Genomic DNA, 19,440 nt, shown 5'->3' with positions numbered 1-19,440 from the left:
CCAACTTTATCAGCAGAACCAACCGATATTTCAGTAGACTGTGAAGCCATACCATCAGTACCAACAATCACAGCGACGGACAATTGTGATAGCGTAGTAGATGTAATTTTTACCGAAGTAAGCAATACAGTAGTAGACGGATGTGGAGAAATCGTACGTCAATGGGAATCAACTGACAACTGTGGTAATACAGTAAGTCATAGCCAAACAATTACCGTAGCAGATATAACTAAACCAGGTTTTACAGTTCCAGCTGACATCACAATATTTAAAGATGATACTTGTACTTATGATGCTAATGTTGGAATCACTGGAGATGTAATAGATGAATCTGATAATTGTGATACAAATTTAAGCGCTAGTTATACTGATATAGAATCAGCAGGTTCATGTGAAGGAGAAATAATTGTAACTAGAACTTGGTCTTTAACAGATAACTGTGGAAATACAACAGAAAAAGATCAAAGAATAACAGTTAAAGACAATATAGCTCCAGTTATAGATGAAACGAATAAAGATAATATAGATATAGAATGTGGAGTAGGAGATACAGAAACTACCTTACAAGATTGGTTAGACAGTAATGCAGGAGCAACAGCAACCGATAACTGTAGTAGTGTAACATGGACAAATAATTATGGAGATGACACTTCTGTAAAATGTGATGGAAGTTATATTATAGTAACCTTTACAGCTACAGATGTTTGTGGTAATTCAAGTATCACAACTGCAGGATATTTAATTAAAGATGAAACAGCACCGACAATAACTCAACAACCATCAGATAAAGCTGTAGAGTGTGATGGATCAGGAAACACAGCAGAGCTAAACGCTTGGTTAGCTAGTAATGGAGGAGCAACAGCAACAGATGATTGTAGCGTTGTATCATGGAGTAATAACTATACAGATTTAACATATATCTGTAGTTTTACAGGAGAAGTAGAAGTAATTTTTACAGCGAAAGACGCCTGTGGGAACCCTGTAGATACCAATAGTGCTAAATTTATTATAGAAGACACGCAAGCACCTGAATTTGTTGAGGAATTACCAGTTGATGTAACGGTAAGCTGTGATACAATTCCAGCAGCAATGGTATTAACTGCAACAGATAATTGTGATGCTTCTGTGACTGTGAATTATTCAGAAGAGTTTTCAGGACAAGATGACGAATGTGCATCAGAATATACAATCACAAGAACATGGACAGTACAAGATTGTGCAGGTAATACAACCTCACATACTCAAGTAGTAACTGTTGAGGATACACAAGCACCTGAATTTGTTGAGGAATTACCAGTTGATGTAACGGTAAGCTGTGATACAATTCCAGCAGCAATGGTATTAACCGCAACAGATAATTGTGATGCTTTTGTGACTGTGAATTATTTAGAAGAATTTTCAGGACAAGATGACGAATGTGCATCAGAATATACGATCACAAGAACATGGACAGTACAAGATTGTGAAGGAAATACCACCTCACATACTCAAGAGGTAACCGTAGAAGATACACAAGCACCTGAATTTGTTGAGGAATTACCAGCAGATGCAACAGTAAGTTGTGATACAATTCCAGCAGCAGCTATATTAACTGCAACAGACAACTGTGATACATCTGTAACTGTGAATTATTCAGAAGAAATTTCAGGACAAGATGACGAATGTGCATCAGAATATACGATCACAAGAACATGGACAGTACAAGATTGTGCAGGAAATACAACCTCACATACTCAAGAGGTAACTGTAGAAGATACTACCGCACCAGAATTTGTTGAGACTTTACCAACAAACACAACAGTAAGCTGTGATACAATTCCAGCAGCAATGGTATTAACCGCAACAGATAATTGTGATGCTTCTGTGACTGTGAATTATTTAGAAGAATTTTCAGGACAAGATGACGAATGTGCATCAGAATATACAATCACAAGAACATGGACAGTACAAGATTGTGCAGGAAATACAACCTCACATACTCAAGAGGTAACTGTAGAAGATACTACTGCACCAGAGTTTGTAGAGGAGTTACCAGCAGATACAACAGTAAGCTGTGATACAATTCCAGTAGCAATGGTATTAACCGCAACAGATAACTGTGATACATCTGTAACTGTGAATTATTCAGAAGAGTTTTCAGGACAAGATGACGAATGTGCATCAGAATATACGATCACAAGAACATGGACAGTAGAAGATTGTGCAGGAAATACCACCTCACATACTCAAGTAGTAACTGTTGAAGATACACAAGCGCCCGAATTTGTGGAGGAATTACCAGCAGATGTAACAGTAAGTTGTGATACAATTCCAGCAGCAATGGTATTAACTGCAACAGATAACTGTGATGTTTCTGTGACTGTGAATTATTCAGAAGAGTTTTCAGGACAAGATGACGAATGTGCATCAGAATATACAATCACAAGAACATGGACAGTACAAGATTGTGCAGGTAATACAACCTCGCATACTCAAGTTATCACAATAGAAGATAATGAAGCGCCAACCTTGGTGTCAACATTAGAAGATATTACAGTAGAATGTGATACTGTTCCTGAAGTACCAACTTTAGAGTTTACAGACAATTGTTCTTCAAATGTAACACAAACAAATTTTGAGGAAACAAGTACATTTGAAGGAAGCGATAGTGACTATACAATCACAAGAACTTGGACAGTAGCTGATGATTGTGGAAATACAGCAGAGTTTACACAATATATTACAGTAACTGTAAAAACATCAGTAACAGAAGTAGCAGATTCAAGATGTATTGATGATGGCGAAATTGACTTGAATGACTATTTAGCGAATCAAAGTGAAGATGGAACTTGGGAAGTAACTCAAGGAAGCGTAACAGTATCTGATGATGGAAGCTTTGACCCGTCGGGAGTAAATTTAGGAGATTATATATTTACGTATACATCAGCAAACAATGGCTGTTTAACATCGACAAAAGTTACGATTAATATAAACGATGATTGTATAGTATTACCATGTGGACAAGAAGATGTGGTAATTTCAAAAGCAGTAACCCCTAATGGAGATTCATGGAATGAATTTTTTGAAGTTACAGGAGTTGAATCCTGTGGATTTATAGCCAATGTAAAAATATTTAACCGTTGGGGAGCTAGAGTTTTTGAATCTAATAATTATGCAAATAATTGGAATGGAGTTACAGATGGAGCTACGTTTGGATCAGCAGAAAGATTACCAGCTGGTACATATTACTACATTGTAATATTAGAAAATAGTGGGTTAAAACCATTTACAGGAGCAATTTACTTAGGAACCAAATAATATTATAGCTATGAACCAAAATTACAAGCTATTACAAGCAATTATTGTACTGTTTTTTGCAACAGTTTTAACAGTTCAATCACAACAGCTACCACAGTTTACTCAATATATGTATAATACAATTTCTATCAACCCTGCATATGCAGGAAGTAGAGAAGCATTGAGTATTGTTGGACTGCATAGAAGTCAGTGGGCAGGATTAGATAGAGCACCAGAAACACAAACCCTATCTATTCACTCACCTCTTAGAAATGATAAAATAGGATTAGGATTATCATTTATAAATGATCAATTAGGGTATGAAAATTTTACCTATTTATATGGAGACTTCTCATATACAATTCAACTTAATGACGATATAAAACTAGCCTTTGGACTTAAAGCAGGGTTTACTCAATACAATATTGATGATGCTTTAATAGCCTCCGAAGGGTCAGACCCAGGAATTTCAGGGATTCAAAATAGATGGGAACCTAATTTTGGGAGTGGTTTATTACTACACACAAATAAGTGGTATGTAGGGCTTTCAGCCCCAAGATTATTAAATATAGATCATAATGATTTGGCTGTTAATGGAATTAATTACGGAATTATAGATAGGGTAAGTTACTACTTAACAGGAGGATATGTTTTTGATTTGAGTGATAATGTAAAATTTAAACCAGCGGCATTAATTAAAGCAACCAATGGAGCACCAGTATCATATGACATAACAGCAAACTTCTTATTCAATGAAAAATTTTGGTTAGGAGGATCTTATAGAATCAATGAAAACACAGGGGCTTTAGGGGCTTTAGTAGATTTTCAAGTATCTCGTCAGTTCCGAATAGGTTACGCGTATGAGCATCCATTATCAGACATTAATCAATACTCAAATGGTACACATGAAATATTATTAATGTTTGAGCTATTTCCTAAGTCATATAGAACTAAATCTCCTAGATATTTTTAAAAGCATAGTTATGAAGACAAAAATTACACTGATACTACTTTTTTTATCATGCTTTGCATTTTCTCAAAGAAAAATAGCAAATAAATTCTATAAAGAATATGCGTATGTAAAAGCAGCCGAGTTTTATAAAAAAGCTATAAACGGAGGAGATGATGGGATAGATATGATAACAAGGTTGGCAGATTGTTATTATAATAACTCAAACTCTAAACAAGCAGCTTATTGGTATGGAGTTGCTTCAAACAGAAAAGAAAACTTAACTGATGATGCTATATATAAGTATGTACAGTCACTCAGAAGTATAGGAGAGTACAATAAAGCAGATAAATGGCTTCAAAAGCTATCTGACAAAGCATTAAAAGAAAAAAGTGTTGATTATAATAAGTTAAAAACACTTAATAAAGACTCTGTAGTAGTAGCAAATTTAGAAATTAATACAAAAAATTCAGAGTTTGGAACGTATGTACATGGACAAAAACTATATTTTGCTTCGACAAGAAAAAAAGATGGCGAAATTTATGAATGGAATAACCAACCGTATTTAGACTTATATCAAGCCAAAATTACTAAAAATAATAAAGATGAAGATAGTATAGCAAGTGTTATTCCTATTGTATCTTCTAAAATTAATACGGGTTTTCATGAATCGAGTGTAGCAATAACTAAAGACGGGAAAACGTTATATTTTACAAGAAATAATTTAAACGAAAAGAAAAAACTAGAGTATAGTAAAAAAGGGACATCGCATTTAAAAATATTCAAGGCTACATTGGTTAATGGACAATGGGATAATATTGAAGAGTTACCGTTTAATGATAAAATGTATTCTAGCGGACATCCAGCATTGAGTCCCGATGAGAAAACATTATATTTTGTGTCTGATAGACCAGATAGTTATGGCTTAACTGATATTTACAAAGTAGCTATTTTACCTAATGGAGAGTATGGTGAATCAATAAATTTAGGAGATAAAGTAAATACAAAAGGAAGAGAGATGTTTCCTTTTGTAGCTAAAGATTATACCTTATACTTCTCTTCGGATGGTTATGCAAACTTAGGGTTATTAGATATTTTTAAATCTGACTTACTAAAAAACAATTCGTCAGAAGTTATAAATATAGGAGCTCCATTTAATAGTGGGTACGATGACTTTGCTTTCTTTTATAATGAAGATGGAAAAACAGGGTACTTTTCTTCAAACCGACCTGAAGGGAAAGGACAAGATGATGTATATAAGTTTAGAACGCTAAAATGCAAGCAATTTATCAAAGGAGTAACATATGATAAAAGAACTAAAGAAATATTACCCAATGCTTTAGTCGAATTGATTGATTCTGAAGGTAAAGTAATAAAAAGGTTTGTAACTCAAGAAGATGCCACCTACGTTTTTGAAGTAGAATGTGAGAAAAAGTTTTCTTTAAGAGGAACAAAGTTAGATTATAAAGATGATTTTATCAATAATATTGAAACGACAGATGTAAGAGGTATAGAGATAGAACATGATTTATATCTAACACCATTAATTATAGGAAACGAAATAGTGATAGATCCTATATTTTTCGATTTCGATAAATGGAATATACGACCAGATGCAGCTTATGAATTAGAGCACATTGTACGAGTAATGAACAATCATCCAAAAATGATTATCAAGATTGAAGCTCATACTGATAGTAGAGGGAGCGATAGGTACAATGAGATTTTATCAGATAGAAGAGCCAAGTCTACCAGAGATTATATTTTTTCAAGAGGTATAGCTACCAATAGGATAGAAAGTGCCATTGGCTATGGAGAAAAACAGTTAATGAACAAATGTTCTAATGGTGTTCCCTGTACAGATGAGGAACATCAAGAAAACAGACGATCAAAATTTATAATCGTCAATGATTATAAATAGTAAGAAAAAGAAATTAGTCTCCCGTAGAGTAGTTTTCTTTAGTAGCCCCAATTCAATGCGCATATTGAGTTTGGGGCTTTAATTTACTTCACTATTTTTTTACAAAAATATTAGTGTAATACCACTTACCGTTGTCGCTTTTTTTAGCTGTAATTTCAAAGTGAGTATAGTCACCTTCAATATTTTCTTTATGTCCGTTGCTTTTAATCCAAGCATCAACTACAGCTTCAGCGGTAGAATAGCCATAAGCTACATTTTCACCTATCTTAATAGCATTAGCGTTTTCAGTCAAATACTCTTTGCGTTGGTGAAAAAAGTCGTGAGAAATTTCTTCTTTTTCAATCATGTAATTTGTATGATTGTTTGTCTGCGACTTAATCGTTTGTAACTTGTTTAGTGAAGAAAAGCCATTATTAACTCTATAAGAATTAATAAGGTCTAAAACGTCCGCTTCTATCGGTTTCTCAATGATACTAGTTAACATTTCTGGGGTACTATCAGCTATCTCGGCTTCGTTAGAAGAACAAGATGTTATTATTAGTGCACAAAATAGCACCAATAACTTTTGGGGGTAGTTATTCATGATTATAGGGGTTAGGGGTTAATCAAAAACGTTGTAAATATATAATGAAAATTAAATACAAAACAAGTTAAATGCATGTATTTTAACAAAAAAGGTGTTTTTCCTGTGACTAGATTGCTTGTTTTATAAAGTCTTCATATTCATAAAAAAACAGTTCAAATTGTGTCATAGTTTCAACATAAAACTCATAACAGTCTCGCCAAGTGTCTTTATTATGAATACTAAACTTCTTATCGAAAGGGACATAAATTCTGTGAATAATCTTGTGATTATCTAGTTCAAAATTATTATCAAAAATAACTTCAGGTAAATATTCTGTTTCCAATATATTTTTCAAAGAAAGAAGTTGATCGTAAAGCAATTCATTGGCAATACTTTCTGGATGCTCGAAATCTAAACAAACTGAAGCTTTTTTTCTGTCTGCTTGAAATTTAAAAGCAAATCCTTTTATTTTAGTGTTGTATAACAACCATTTTCTTGGAAAAGACTTTCCAAAACTAGTCCAAAACTCCTTACGTAAGCGGGCAGACTCTTCTTTACTAAACACTATCCGTGAACTTTTGCTGTTCTACCTCTTTCTCGCATCATTTCAGCTTCAAAAGCTAATAAGTTTTCCCATTTTTTATCTACAATTTCACGATCCATATACTTTCTAGCATATCCTAAAAATAAGGTGTAGTGATTTGCTTCAGAAACCATTAAATCGATATAAAATTTTGATAATTCTTTATCTTCCATATTATCAGCAAAAACCTTAAAGCGTTCACAGCTGCGTGCTTCTATTAAAGCAGCAACTAAAAGTCGGTGAATTAATGCTTCAGTTCTGTTTTTTGTATGTGGAAAGAATTTTTGTAATTTTAAAGCATAATCGTTTTTAGTTGCTTGTCCTAAAACCATATCACGTTCAATCATTATGTTATGTACCATTCTAAAATGTTCCATTTCTTCAATAGCAATATCACTCATGTCTTTAACAAGTTCAGTTTCTTCAGAGTAATTGATGATAATTGACACAGCATTTGAAGCAGCTTTTTGTTCAGCAAAGGCATGATCTGTTAATAACTGTTCCAATCCATTTTTAGCAACTTCAACCCATGAAGTTTCAGTATCAAATTGTAATCCAAGCATAATGTATTATTCAGGCTGTAAAAGTAAAAAATATAAGTGCTAATTGTATCATAAATAGCTTAAAAATAGCTAGATTTGTTATAAAAAAAATCTCTTGAGAAAATTGCTTAAAAATATTGGCTTTAATTGCGAATACTAAATGAATTGCTACAAATTCTAAATAGATAATCTTTTAAAGATATTTTTAACTAGTTTTAGATAAAAAAGACAAAAACTTCTGTTGAAATGAAATTACAATTATTTAAAAAAGTGAAAAAAATTATTGGCGTTTTTACATTAATCTTTTTAATGTTTATCGCTAACTCCTGCAAAAAATCTGCTGTTACAGAAAGTAACGTTAATGAGTTTAGTGAGTACATTAGTGTTTTTCCAGATAAACTGATATCGGTAAACCCTAATTTAAAGTTTGTATTAAAAAATAAAGTCACAACAAACTTTGATGCCACTGAAGTAATTACTACAAAACCGGCCATAAAAGGAGAAGTTGTTTTTAATGACAGTGAGCTAGTTTTTGTGCCTGCTGAAAAATTAAAAAGTAATCAAGAGTATTTAATAACACTTCATTTATCTAAGTTGTATGAAGATATAGAGGAAGATTTAGAGAACTTTACTATTAAAGTAAAAACTAAAGAATTATTATTCAACGTTTCCTTACAAGCTCCAAGTGTCTATAATAAAAAATTATATGAGGTAGAAGGAGAGTTAATTGCCAGTGATATTATTGAAACGGAAAAAATAGCATCTTTGGTAAAAGCTACATACAACGGGAAAGAAAAAGCTATAAAGTTTAGTACTGCAGGTAAGGTAAGTTCTAAAGTTTACTTTAAGGTAGACAGTATAGAACGATTTAAAGAAGATAAACAACTAAAGGTAGAGTGGACTGGAACGCCTATTCAGTCAGAGTCTAAAGGAAGTAGAGAGGTAACCATTACAGGAAAAAATAATTTTAAGATATTAAATGTTGAAGTTATTGATACAGATAAACAACATATCGAAATAAGCTTCTCAGATCCAATCCAAAAATCACAAAACTTAAAAGGACTTATTCAGTTTTTAAATACTCAAAAAAGAGCTTTTACATATAAGGTAAATAGTAATAAGGTAACGGTATACCCAAAATCATCATTTACACAAAAAGTTGATATAGAAATATTCAAAGGAATTAAGAGTGTGGATGGTTATGCTTTAAAAGAAAACACAATTAAAACGGTTTATTTTGAAGAATTAAAGCCAGCGGTAAAGTTTATAAAGAGTGGATCAATACTTCCAAACTCTAATAACCTAAAAATAAATTTTAGTGCAGTTAACTTAAAAGCGATTGATGCTACAATTTATAAAGTATACAAGGAGAATGTATTACAGTTTTTACAAAATAATAATTTAAGTAATCAAGGAAATTTACGTTATGTAGGGCGTCCGGTAGCGAAATATACAGTAAACCTTGGTAATCAAGGATTAGATTTAAGTAAAGAAAATGCTTTTGCTATTGATTTAGCAGAAATAATAAAAGTGGAAAACGGAGCGATGTATAGAGTCGAGTTTTCATTCAATAAAGACTATTCAAATTATAAATGTACTGAAGGTGTTTCAACCAAAACCATCGTTTTCGGGAAAAAGAAGATAGATACCAAAAGCTATGATAATCCTAATTACTACGATGATTATTACTACGATTATAGTTGGAGAGATAGAGAGGATCCTTGCACAACGTCATACTATTACAACAAAGATATTAGTACAAATATTTTAGCTACGAATATTGGGGTTATAGTAAAAAAAGGAAATAACAACAAAACGTTAGTAGCTGTTACAAATATACTTACCACAGATGTTATAGAAGGAGCAAAAGTAACCTTATATAACCTACAAAAACAAGAAGTAGCTTCAGCTACAACTAATAAAGAAGGAATAGTGTCTTTTTCTGATGTAACAAATGCTTTTTTTGCAGTAGTTTCTAAAAATAATACTACTACTTATGTGAAATTGAAGGATGGAGAAGCACTGTCAATGAGTAAATTTGATGTTTCTGGGGTAAAATTACAAGAAGGAATTAAAGGATATATTTATGGAGAGCGTGGAGTTTGGAGACCAGGAGATCAACTGTTTTTAACTTTTGTTTTAAATGACAATGCAAACCCAATTCCAGAGGAACACCCAATAAAGTTTGAATTAATAAATCCGCAAGGAAAAATAATCGATAGAAAAGTACTTCCAAAAAAATCAAATAATGTATACACATACGCTCCTATAACAAACCCAGAAGCTATTACTGGTAATTGGAAGTTACGTGTAAGTGTTGGTGGAGCTGTTTTCAATAAAACATTAAAGATTGAAACCATAAAGCCGAACCGATTAAAGATAAAACTAGCTACAGATGCAGAGTTCATCAAAGCAAATTCAACTATTACAGGAGATGTAGAAGTAAAATGGTTACATGGAGCAATAGCAAGAGGATTAAAGTTAGATATCAACGGAAAATTCTCACAAACCAATACGGAGTTTTCAAAATTCAAAAGCTATAATTTTGATGATGTAACTCGCCGATTTGGAACAGAAGAGTTTAAAGTACTAAAAGGAAGTTTAAGTAGCGAAGGAACTACTAAGTTCTCGGTAAAACCTAAATTAGATAGTAAAGCTCCAGGAATGTTAAGAGCGAGTTTTATTACAAAAGTGTATGAAAATGGAGGTGACTTTAGTACAGATGTGTTCTCTAACAAAGTGTCACCGTATACTTCGTATGCTGGATTACAAGATGCTGAAGAACCGCAATCTAAAAACTATTTATTTACAGATGAAAACTATACATTTAATGTAGCTTCAGTAAACGAAGAAGGAGTAGGAATAGCAAATACTTTAGAAGTAAATGTATATAAATTATCATGGCGTTGGTGGTGGAGTACTTCTGATAATGGATTGTCTAGTTATGATGGTACACGTTATCATGAACCATATAAGAAATTAAAAGTAACAACAAACGCGAATGGTAAAGGAACTTTTAAATTAAAGGTTGACGAAAATGATTGGGGACGTTATTTGATAAAAGTAAAAGACTTAAAAAGTAAGCATGTTACCTCAAATGTGATATATTTTGATTGGCCTTCTTGGTATGCTAAAAAGAAAGGAAATCAAGATAAAAGTAACGCTACGATGCTAATATTTACAACCGATAAAGAATCGTATGAAGTAGATGAAAAAGCAACTGTGAAGTTTCCGTCTTCAGAAGGAGGAAAAGCGTTTATTACCATAGAAAACGGAACAGAAGTACTAGACCATTTCTGGGTGCCAACACAAGCACAACAAACATCGTTTAGTTTTCCAGTAAAAGCTAGCTATACACCAAATGTATTTGTAAACATTTCATTGTTACAAAAACATAGTCAAACGGTAAATGATTTACCAATTCGTATGTACGGTTCAATACCAATGTTGGTACATAATCCAGCAACTAAATTAGAACCAAAAATTCAGTTAGCTGATGAGCTACGACCAGAATCTACGGCTACTATTCGAGTGAAAGAAGAAAAAGGTAGAGCAATGACCTATACCATTGCATTGGTAGATGAAGGTTTGTTAGACTTAACACGTTTTAAGACTCCAAACCCATGGGGAGTGTTCTATGCACGCCAATCTTTAGGTGTAAAAACTTGGGATATTTTTGATGACGTTATTGGTGCTTACGGTGGAAAAGTAAATCAGATTTTGAGTATTGGAGGAGATGAAGCAGAAGCAGGAAGTAAAAACCGAAAAGCGAATCGATTCAAACCAATGGTTACGTATTTAGGGCCTTTCGATTTAGAAAAAGGAGACAGTAAGGAACATAAAATTAAAATACCTAAATATGTAGGATCTGTTCGAGCTATGGTGGTAGCTACTGATACTAAAAAAGATGCGTACGGTAGTGATGAAAAAACAGCTTTTGTACGAAAACCAGTAATGATTTTAGCATCATTGCCTCGTAAAATAACACCACAAGAAACTGTTACCTTACCAGTTACTGTTTTTGCAATGAAACCAAACATTAAAAATGTAAAAGTTACAGTACAACCAAACGAAGCATATACTATTGTAGGAGATAAAACGCAAACCGTTTCATTTAGTCAGCCAGATGAAAAAATGGCGTATTTCACCTTAAAAGTAAATGATTTTAAAGGAATTGGTAAAGTAAAAATAGACGCAAGTTCAGGAAGAGAAAAAGCGTCTTACGAAGTGGAAATAGATGTGTTAAACCCAAATCCAGTAACTACTGAAGTAAAAGATGTCGTATTAAAATCGAATGAAGAAGGAGAAATCAGTTTTACAAGTTTTGGTACAAAAGGAACGAACGCAGCTACGTTAGAGTTATCAACCTTACCACCAATGAACTTTACCAAGCGTTTGGGATACTTAATTCGTTATCCGCATGGATGTGTAGAACAAACAACTTCAGGTGCTTTTCCACAGTTGTTTTTACCAGAATTATTTGAATTATCAAAAGAAAAGATAGCTTCAATAGAAAGAAATATAAAAGCAGCAATTCAACGTTTATCAGATTTCCAATTATCTAATGGAGGATTGTCATACTGGCAAGGAAATAGTACCGCAGATAGTTGGGGAACATCGTATGCAGGTCATTTTATGATAGCGGCCGAGAAGAAAGGATATGTATTACCTATTGGTTTCAAATCAAAATGGATTGGATATCAAAAACAACAAGCACGTAATTGGAGAAATAACTCACGTTATTACAACAATTCATTATCACAAGCATATAGGTTATACACGTTAAGTTTAGCTAATAGCCCTGATTTAGCATCAATGAACCGTTTACGAGAATCAATGGGAGTTTCAGATGAAGCAAAAATGAGATTAGCAAGCGCCTATGCTTTAATAGGTAAAAAGGCTATTGCAAAATCTATTTTAAAAGGAATTACTGGTTATACGTATACAAAACGATATTATTCAAACTATGGTTCTGAAACGCGAAATAAAGCAATGTCTTTAGAAACCTATATGTTATTGGATGATGAAACAAAATCAATAAAATTAGCAAAAGAAATAGCTGAAGATTTATCTAGTAATAATTGGATGAGTACGCAAACTACAGCCTATAGTTTGTTGGCAATGAGCCAATATGCTTTAAAAAATGGAGGTAGTGATGGAATTAATACAAGTTATGTATTAAATAAAGCTTCAGGAGAAGCAAGTACTTCAAAATCGTTGTTGGCAAAAGATTTAATCGCAATTCAAAAAGAGAATTCATTAAAAATAACCAACAAAAACAGCGGTGTTTTATATGTACGTATACTAAACAAAGGAATTTTACCTGTAGGTGAAGAAAAAGTATTCCAAAAGAATTTAGAAACTTCTATTACCTATAAAACAAAAGATGGCACTCGTATTGCACCAGATAACTTATCACAAGGGACTAATTTTGTAGCAGAAGTTACAGTAAAGAACCCAACAAGTGAAACGATTGATAATGTAGCATTAACACAATATATTCCTTCAGGATGGGAAATTGTAAATACTCGTTTTACCGATTTTGGAAATAATACTACGTCTTCAAAAGTAGATTATACCGATATACGAGATGCAAGTATCAGTAACTACTTTACCTTAAAAAAGTACGAAACTAAAACATTTAGAGTATTACTAAATGCGTCGTATTTAGGAGAATATTATTTACCAGGAGTACAAGTTGAAGCAATGTATGATAATGATTATATAGCTCGTACTAAAGGTGAGTGGATTAAGGTGGTGAAGTAGTTTATAAATAATTAAATGAGATAAATAAAGCTTACTGATTTCAGTAAGCTTTATTTATTTCTAAAATACTTAATCTTTCCTTGTGTAAGACTACCTATCTTTGCCCATTAATATAAAATTCATAGATATAAAGGATTATGGTAAATACAGTTAAAACACAAGAAGATATTCTAGCAAAGCTAAATATCTATGAATTAAATGAAATGCAACAAAATGCCATTTCTACGATTGATAAAACAACCAATACAGTAATACTATCACCCACTGGAACTGGTAAAACATTAGGGTTTTTATTACCAACATTAAAGTTAATAGACCCTAATAATAAAGAAGTTCAAGTTTTAATTTTAGTACCATCAAGAGAATTAGCGATTCAAATAGAACAGGTGATTCGTGAAATGGGAACAGGTTTAAAAGTGAATGCTGTATATGGTGGGCGTTCAATGGCAAAAGATAAAATAGAGTTAAAACATACACCCAGTATATTAATTGGTACGCCAGGTAGAATCTCTGACCATTTTGCTAACAATCGTTTTTCTAAAGAAAGTATTAAAACCTTAATTTTAGATGAGTTTGATAAATCGTTAGAAGTTGGTTTTGAGTACGAAATGCGCGGAATTATTAATCAATTACCAAATATTAATAAACGTATTTTAACTTCTGCAACTCAAGAAGCTGAAATTCCAGATTTTGTACGTTTGAACAATCCTACCGTATTAAACTATTTAACAGGTAAGAAATCAAAGAAATTAACGTTAAAAACGGTTGTTTCACCATCAAAAAATAAAAATCAAACCTTAGTTGAGCTATTACACCATATAGGAAATGAACAAGGAATTATTTTTTGTAACCTAAAAGATAGTATTGCTAACGTAAGCGAGTTTTTAACGAAGAACAAAATAGCACATAGTTGTTTTTCTGGAGGAATGGAACAAAGAGATCGTGAACGTTCTTTAATAAAGTTTAGAAACGGAACAAGTCAAGTATTGTTAGCGACTGATTTGGCTGCAAGAGGAATTGATATTCCAGAAATAAAATACATTATTCATTACGAATTACCACAGAGAGTAGAAGAGTTTACGCATAGAAACGGACGAACAGCAAGAGTTAATGCCAAAGGAACTGCTTATGTTTTAAAATGGCAAAAAGAAAGCTTACCAGAATTTCTTAAAAACATACCCAATGCGGATATTTCTCAGAAACAAAAGTTAAAATCTGGTTATTGGGAAACGTTATTTATTTCTGGAGGAAGAAAAGACAAAATATCTAAAGGAGATATTGCAGGTTTATTCTTTAAGAAAGGAAATCTAACAAAAGAACAAGTAGGAGTTATTGAATTGAAACAAGATTGTGCTTTTATTTCAGTTCCTATTACTGAGTCAAAAAGGTTATTGGAAGATTTAAATAATACACGTTTAAAAAATAAAAAAGTTCGTATTACATTGGCGTAAACTTAGAAAAAGACCAATTTAATTTTTGGTATATAGGTGACTGTTTAATATGGCTGTTTTTGGAGTATTATTTGTTAGAAGAACAACTAAAAGGAAGCAATGTATGATAACGATTATGTTGTCTGTATTAAAAACGGGTGAATTAAAGTTTTGAAATAATTAATAACAATATTCTTTCGCGAAGAATAGGCATAAACCTTGAGTGCCTTTAAATGTTCAAGGGTTTAATTATACTTTTTAAATCTTAGTAGTATCATGAAAAATGAAATTTTAAAAGCAGGTAAAGCTTTAACAAAAAAAGAACAAAAATCTATTGTAGGTGGTGGTTACGAATGTGGCTTAGTTTTCGATGAAACACAATGTGAAGAATTTTGGGCTTTGCCACCAGAATATCAAGCTTGTAGTGATGTTCATGCCGACTGCGTTTCTTAAAAAAAGAATGTTACAATTTATAAAGAATAATAAAATCAAAACAATCATCACAGTATTTACGGTGTTTGTTTATTATTTCTGTCTGCCTAAAAACTTTATTTAATAACCTAACATCAACAGGCGTTATAGCAAAAAATAGAGCTATAAAACATGTGATTAATTGTATAAAAATAGGTAAAACAGAATATAATAAGTATTAGTTATATATTCAAAGTTTCAAGGTTATCTTTCAAAGAGGGTAACCTTTTTTACTTTTCTCCATTCAAAATCTCCTTAACAGCCGCTTGATATTTCTTAGGGTTTGTCGCTTTTTTAATTTTCTTATAAGTTTTGCGAGGATCAGAAAACGATTGAGAAAAATACTCCCAAAAGCCTAACATTTTCATTTTTATAGGTGTTGGTCCAGATAAGGCAGCATCATATTGCTGGTATATTTCATCATGAAACTCTCCAAATGTTTTCCATCTATCTTTTGGATATTCAGTAGTATTATCTTTAATCATTTGTGGTAAAAAAGGGTCTGCAATTAAACCACGTCCAATCATAAAATGTGTAATACTAGGAAAACGCTCTTTCATAGCTTTAAAACCTGCTACTGTAGTAATATCACCATTATAATATAATTGATGTTTGGCAACGTCTATACATTTTTGAAAAGCATCTAAATCAACACCTCCTTTGTATAATTGTTTTCCAATTCTGGCATGAATAGCCACATTTTTTAACGGGTATTTATCTAAAATAGGAAAAGTGTGCAGTATTTCTTCACTGTTTTCATAACCCATTCTCATTTTCATCGATACTAGAATGTCGGTTTCGTTATGAGCGCGATGTAGTATTTCATCTATACGAGTAGGATTACAAATTAAACCAGAACCCATACCTGATTTTGTAACCATAGGGTAAGGACACCCTAAATTCCAATTTAACTCTTTATACCCTAAACTTTGTACATATTTGGCAACAAATAAAAACTCTTCAGCATCATTGGTTATAACTTGCGGAATAACCGTTAAAGTTGTGTTATTTTCAGGGAGTAAATCACGTTCATAACTCGATTTTATTTTAAATTTCCCATTTAATCGAATGTAAGGAGCATAATAAGTATCGATACCACCAAAATATTTTTGTTGGGCATTCCTAAAACGAAAATCGGTAAACCCTTGTAAAGGTGAAGAAAGTAAGGTAAAACTCATAGTGTAATTTGAGTTGCAAATATAACAGACTTATGGACTAAATGTTTGCTGTAAACTTTATACTTTTGAGATATATAAGTTGTCTATGAAAATTGTTTTTAACTTTTTAAAACAGCATAAAATTAAAGTTATCATTATAAGTGTTTTTATGGTAGCTTATTATTTCTGTTTACCTAAAAATTTATTCGATAATCCAACATCAACAGTCGTAACATCAAAAAATAATGAATTGTTAGGAGCTGTAATTGCCAGTGATGGTCAGTGGCGATTTCCTGAGTTAGATTCCGTTCCTAAAAAATTTGAACATTGTATTTTACAATTTGAAGACGCTTATTTCTACAAACATCTTGGATTCAATCCTATTTCAATAGGAAAAGCGATGGTAGAAAATATAAAAGCAAAAAAAGTTGTCCGAGGTGGTAGTACATTAACGCAGCAAGTAATTCGTTTATCACGAAAAAACAAAAAACGTTCCTATTTTGAAAAGCTGCAAGAGTTAATATTAGCCACTCGTTTAGAATTTCGTCACTCCAAAAAAGAAATTTTAAACCTTTATGCTTCACATGCACCTTATGGAGGAAATGTTGTTGGGTTAGAAATGGCTTCGTGGCGTTACTTTGGATTAAAACCATATCAGTTATCATGGGCAGAAACGGCTACATTAGCGGTATTGCCAAATGCCCCATCATTAATTTATCCAGGGAAAAATCAACAAAAGCTAAAAAATAAAAGAAATAGGTTACTACAAAAGTTACACGAAGAAGGAATTATAGATCAAATTACGTATGATTTAGCGATTGAAGAAGAATTACCACAAAAACCATATCCATTACCTACGGTAGCACCACATTTTGTGCAAGAAGTAACTAAAGAGTATAGAGGACAACGCGTAAAAAGCTCTATTGATATTCATTTACAAAGGCAAATAAATAATTTAGTAAAACAACACTACTTCCGTCAAAAACAAAATGAAGTCTACAATATGGCGGTATTGGTGTTAGATGTTAAAACAAGAAAAGTACTGTCTTATGTAGGGAACTCTCCAACCGATAAAGCGCATCAAAAAGATGTGAATAATATTAATGCTCCAAGAAGTACAGGAAGTACTTTAAAGCCTTTTTTATATGCACAAATGCTACAGTCAGGAAATTTATTACCCAATCAATTGGTAGCAGATGTACCAACAGAGATTGCAGGATATTCTCCGAAAAATTTCAATTTAACTTTTGATGGAGCAGTTCCTGCGAACGAAGCGTTAACACGTTCGTTAAATATTCCTTCAGTGCGTATGTTACAACGATATGGATTGGAGAAATTTAGAGAAGATTTAAGAGCATATCATATTAAAGATATTAATAAATCAGCAGATTATTATGGACTTTCATTAATTTTAGGAGGAGCAGAAGCCAGTTTGTGGGATTTATGTAAAACTTTTGCAGGATATGCAGGAATTATAAATCACTATGAAGAATTAAAACATAAGTATTATCAAAAAGAATTTGTAGAACCTAGTTTTTTGTCTGATGGAATTCCAAATTTTGGAGAGATTCAGGAGGATTATACAACTTTAGATGCTGGAGCTACATTTTTAACGCTAAATACTTTAATTGAGGTAAATAGACCTTATACAGATCAAGCTTGGAAGTACTATGATTCGTCCCAAAAAATAGCGTGGAAAACAGGGACAAGTTTTGGAAATAAAGATGCTTGGGCAGTAGGAGTTACTCCAAAATATGTTGTAGGGGTGTGGATAGGAAACTCTGATGGAGAAGGACGCCCTGATCTCACAGGAGTTGGAAGCGCAGCTCCACTAATGTTTAATGTTTTTGATGTATTACCAAAATCTAATTGGTTTTTAGAACCCTATGAAGATTTAATTGAAGCAGTTATTTGTGAGAAAAGTGGATTTTTAGCCAAAACTATTTGTCCGTTAACAGTAACTAAAAGAGTTCAAAAAAGTGCAATGAAAGCTAAATCGTGTCCGTATCATCAAGAAGTAACAGTAGATGCATCTGAAAAATATAGAGTGAACTCAAACTGCGAATCAATTTCTAACATGGTAACAAAACCATGGTTTGTATTGCCACCATTAATGGCATATTATTATCAGCAAAATAATGCAGATTATAGATCACTTCCTAAGTTTAGGTCAGATTGTAACCAGTTGGAAAGTAATACAATGGATTTTGTTTTTCCTGCCAAATATACCTCGAAAATATCTTTAACAAGAGGAGAAAACAACAAGCTAAATCCTATAATTTTAAAGCTTACACACGCTAATGCAGAGGCAAAAGTGTATTGGTATTTAAACAAACAATTTATAGGAATAACAGAACAGTATCATGAGCAAGCAGTTATGCCAAAAAGCGGAACTCATATAATAACGGTTATAGATGATTTTGGTAATGAGTTGAAGAGAGTTATTGAAATAAAAAATTATTGACTTATTAATTTAAAATCTGTATTTTTTTGCTTTAAAATACTGATAAATGGAACAATTTGAAGGTAAAAACATATTAAACTTTGTAAAAGAACTGCCCAATGATGATGCTTGCAAGGCATATTTGGCAAAATATAAGTGGCAAGATGGCTTTGTTTGTCCAAAGTGTTGTAGCAATCGCGGATGTATGAAAAAGGATTATAAATACCATTGTTACAGTTGTCATCATGTTGAAAGTGCTACTGTAGGCTTCCCCTTTTTAGGACACCTCTAATTTCGATAAATAATTATTATTTAGGTCAGATTTGATGAAGAATTT

Annotated in this window: 11 protein-coding genes and 1 pseudogene; 8 read left to right on the top strand and 4 right to left on the bottom strand. The window is 32.3% G+C overall.

Annotation, left to right across the window (positions count from 1 at the left end; translation table 11 throughout):
- The 3 genes from Q4517_RS14900 to Q4517_RS14890 form a co-directional block, all read left to right on the top strand.
- Positions 1-3,297 (top strand): gliding motility-associated C-terminal domain-containing protein (locus Q4517_RS14900; protein ID WP_303511047.1); only part of this gene is annotated, 3,297 nt, incomplete at its 5' end.
- Between the two features lie 10 nt (positions 3,298-3,307).
- Positions 3,308-4,249, top strand: a complete 942-nt coding sequence (locus Q4517_RS14895) for a type IX secretion system membrane protein PorP/SprF (RefSeq protein WP_303511044.1) — start codon at positions 3,308-3,310, stop codon at positions 4,247-4,249.
- Positions 4,250-4,259: 10 nt separating this feature from the next.
- Entirely contained in the window at positions 4,260-6,146 is a 1,887-nt protein-coding gene (locus tag Q4517_RS14890; protein ID WP_303511042.1) for an OmpA family protein, read from the top strand.
- A gap of 91 nt (positions 6,147-6,237) precedes the next feature.
- On the opposite strand, the gene Q4517_RS14885 is transcribed toward Q4517_RS14890, so the two are convergent.
- From Q4517_RS14885 to Q4517_RS14875, 3 genes are all read right to left on the bottom strand, one after another.
- Entirely contained in the window at positions 6,238-6,729 is a 492-nt protein-coding gene (locus Q4517_RS14885; RefSeq protein WP_303511039.1) for a CAP domain-containing protein, read from the bottom strand.
- 109 nt (positions 6,730-6,838) lie between these two features.
- Positions 6,839-7,276 (bottom strand): DUF4268 domain-containing protein, encoded by a 438-nt coding sequence (locus tag Q4517_RS14880; protein ID WP_303511037.1) that lies wholly within the window; start codon positions 7,274-7,276, stop codon positions 6,839-6,841.
- Complete coding sequence (locus tag Q4517_RS14875) at positions 7,276-7,857, bottom strand: tRNA-(ms[2]io[6]A)-hydroxylase (RefSeq protein ID WP_303511034.1); 582 nt, start codon at positions 7,855-7,857, stop codon at positions 7,276-7,278. Before Q4517_RS14875 ends, Q4517_RS14880 begins: the two co-directional genes overlap by 1 nt.
- A 225-nt stretch (positions 7,858-8,082) precedes the next feature.
- Between Q4517_RS14875 and Q4517_RS14870 the strand changes: the two genes are divergently transcribed.
- The 3 genes from Q4517_RS14870 to Q4517_RS14860 all read left to right on the top strand — a co-directional run bounded on the left by Q4517_RS14870 (position 8,083) and on the right by Q4517_RS14860 (position 15,485).
- Positions 8,083-13,602 (top strand): alpha-2-macroglobulin, encoded by a 5,520-nt coding sequence (locus Q4517_RS14870; RefSeq protein ID WP_303511031.1) that lies wholly within the window; start codon positions 8,083-8,085, stop codon positions 13,600-13,602.
- Between the two features lie 137 nt (positions 13,603-13,739).
- On the top strand, positions 13,740-15,053 hold the full coding sequence (locus Q4517_RS14865) for a DEAD/DEAH box helicase (RefSeq protein ID WP_303511029.1): 1,314 nt from the start codon (positions 13,740-13,742) through the stop codon (positions 15,051-15,053).
- Between the two features lie 255 nt (positions 15,054-15,308).
- A complete protein-coding gene (locus tag Q4517_RS14860; protein ID WP_170137037.1) occupies positions 15,309-15,485 on the top strand; it encodes a hypothetical protein in 177 nt (58 codons plus the stop codon).
- Between the two features lie 248 nt (positions 15,486-15,733).
- Here the strand turns inward: Q4517_RS14860 and Q4517_RS14855 are convergent, their stop codons facing one another.
- Positions 15,734-16,681, bottom strand: a complete 948-nt coding sequence (locus Q4517_RS14855; protein WP_303511025.1) for a tRNA-dihydrouridine synthase — start codon at positions 16,679-16,681, stop codon at positions 15,734-15,736.
- An 85-nt stretch (positions 16,682-16,766) separates the two neighbouring features.
- On the opposite strand from Q4517_RS14855, the gene pbpC reads away from it, so the two are divergent.
- A complete protein-coding gene (gene pbpC, locus Q4517_RS14850; RefSeq protein ID WP_303511022.1) occupies positions 16,767-19,124 on the top strand; it encodes a penicillin-binding protein 1C in 2,358 nt (785 codons plus the stop codon).
- Between the two features lie 46 nt (positions 19,125-19,170).
- A pseudogene (locus Q4517_RS14845) lies at positions 19,171-19,380 on the top strand (transposase); the annotation flags it as partial.
- Between the last annotated feature and the right edge of the window lie 60 nt (positions 19,381-19,440).

This window comes from Tenacibaculum sp. 1_MG-2023, from assembly GCF_030547425.1.
Taxonomy (GTDB): domain Bacteria; phylum Bacteroidota; class Bacteroidia; order Flavobacteriales; family Flavobacteriaceae; genus Polaribacter.
Note: the sequence above shows the minus strand (reverse complement) of the source record. Positions and strands in the feature narration are given on the sequence as shown.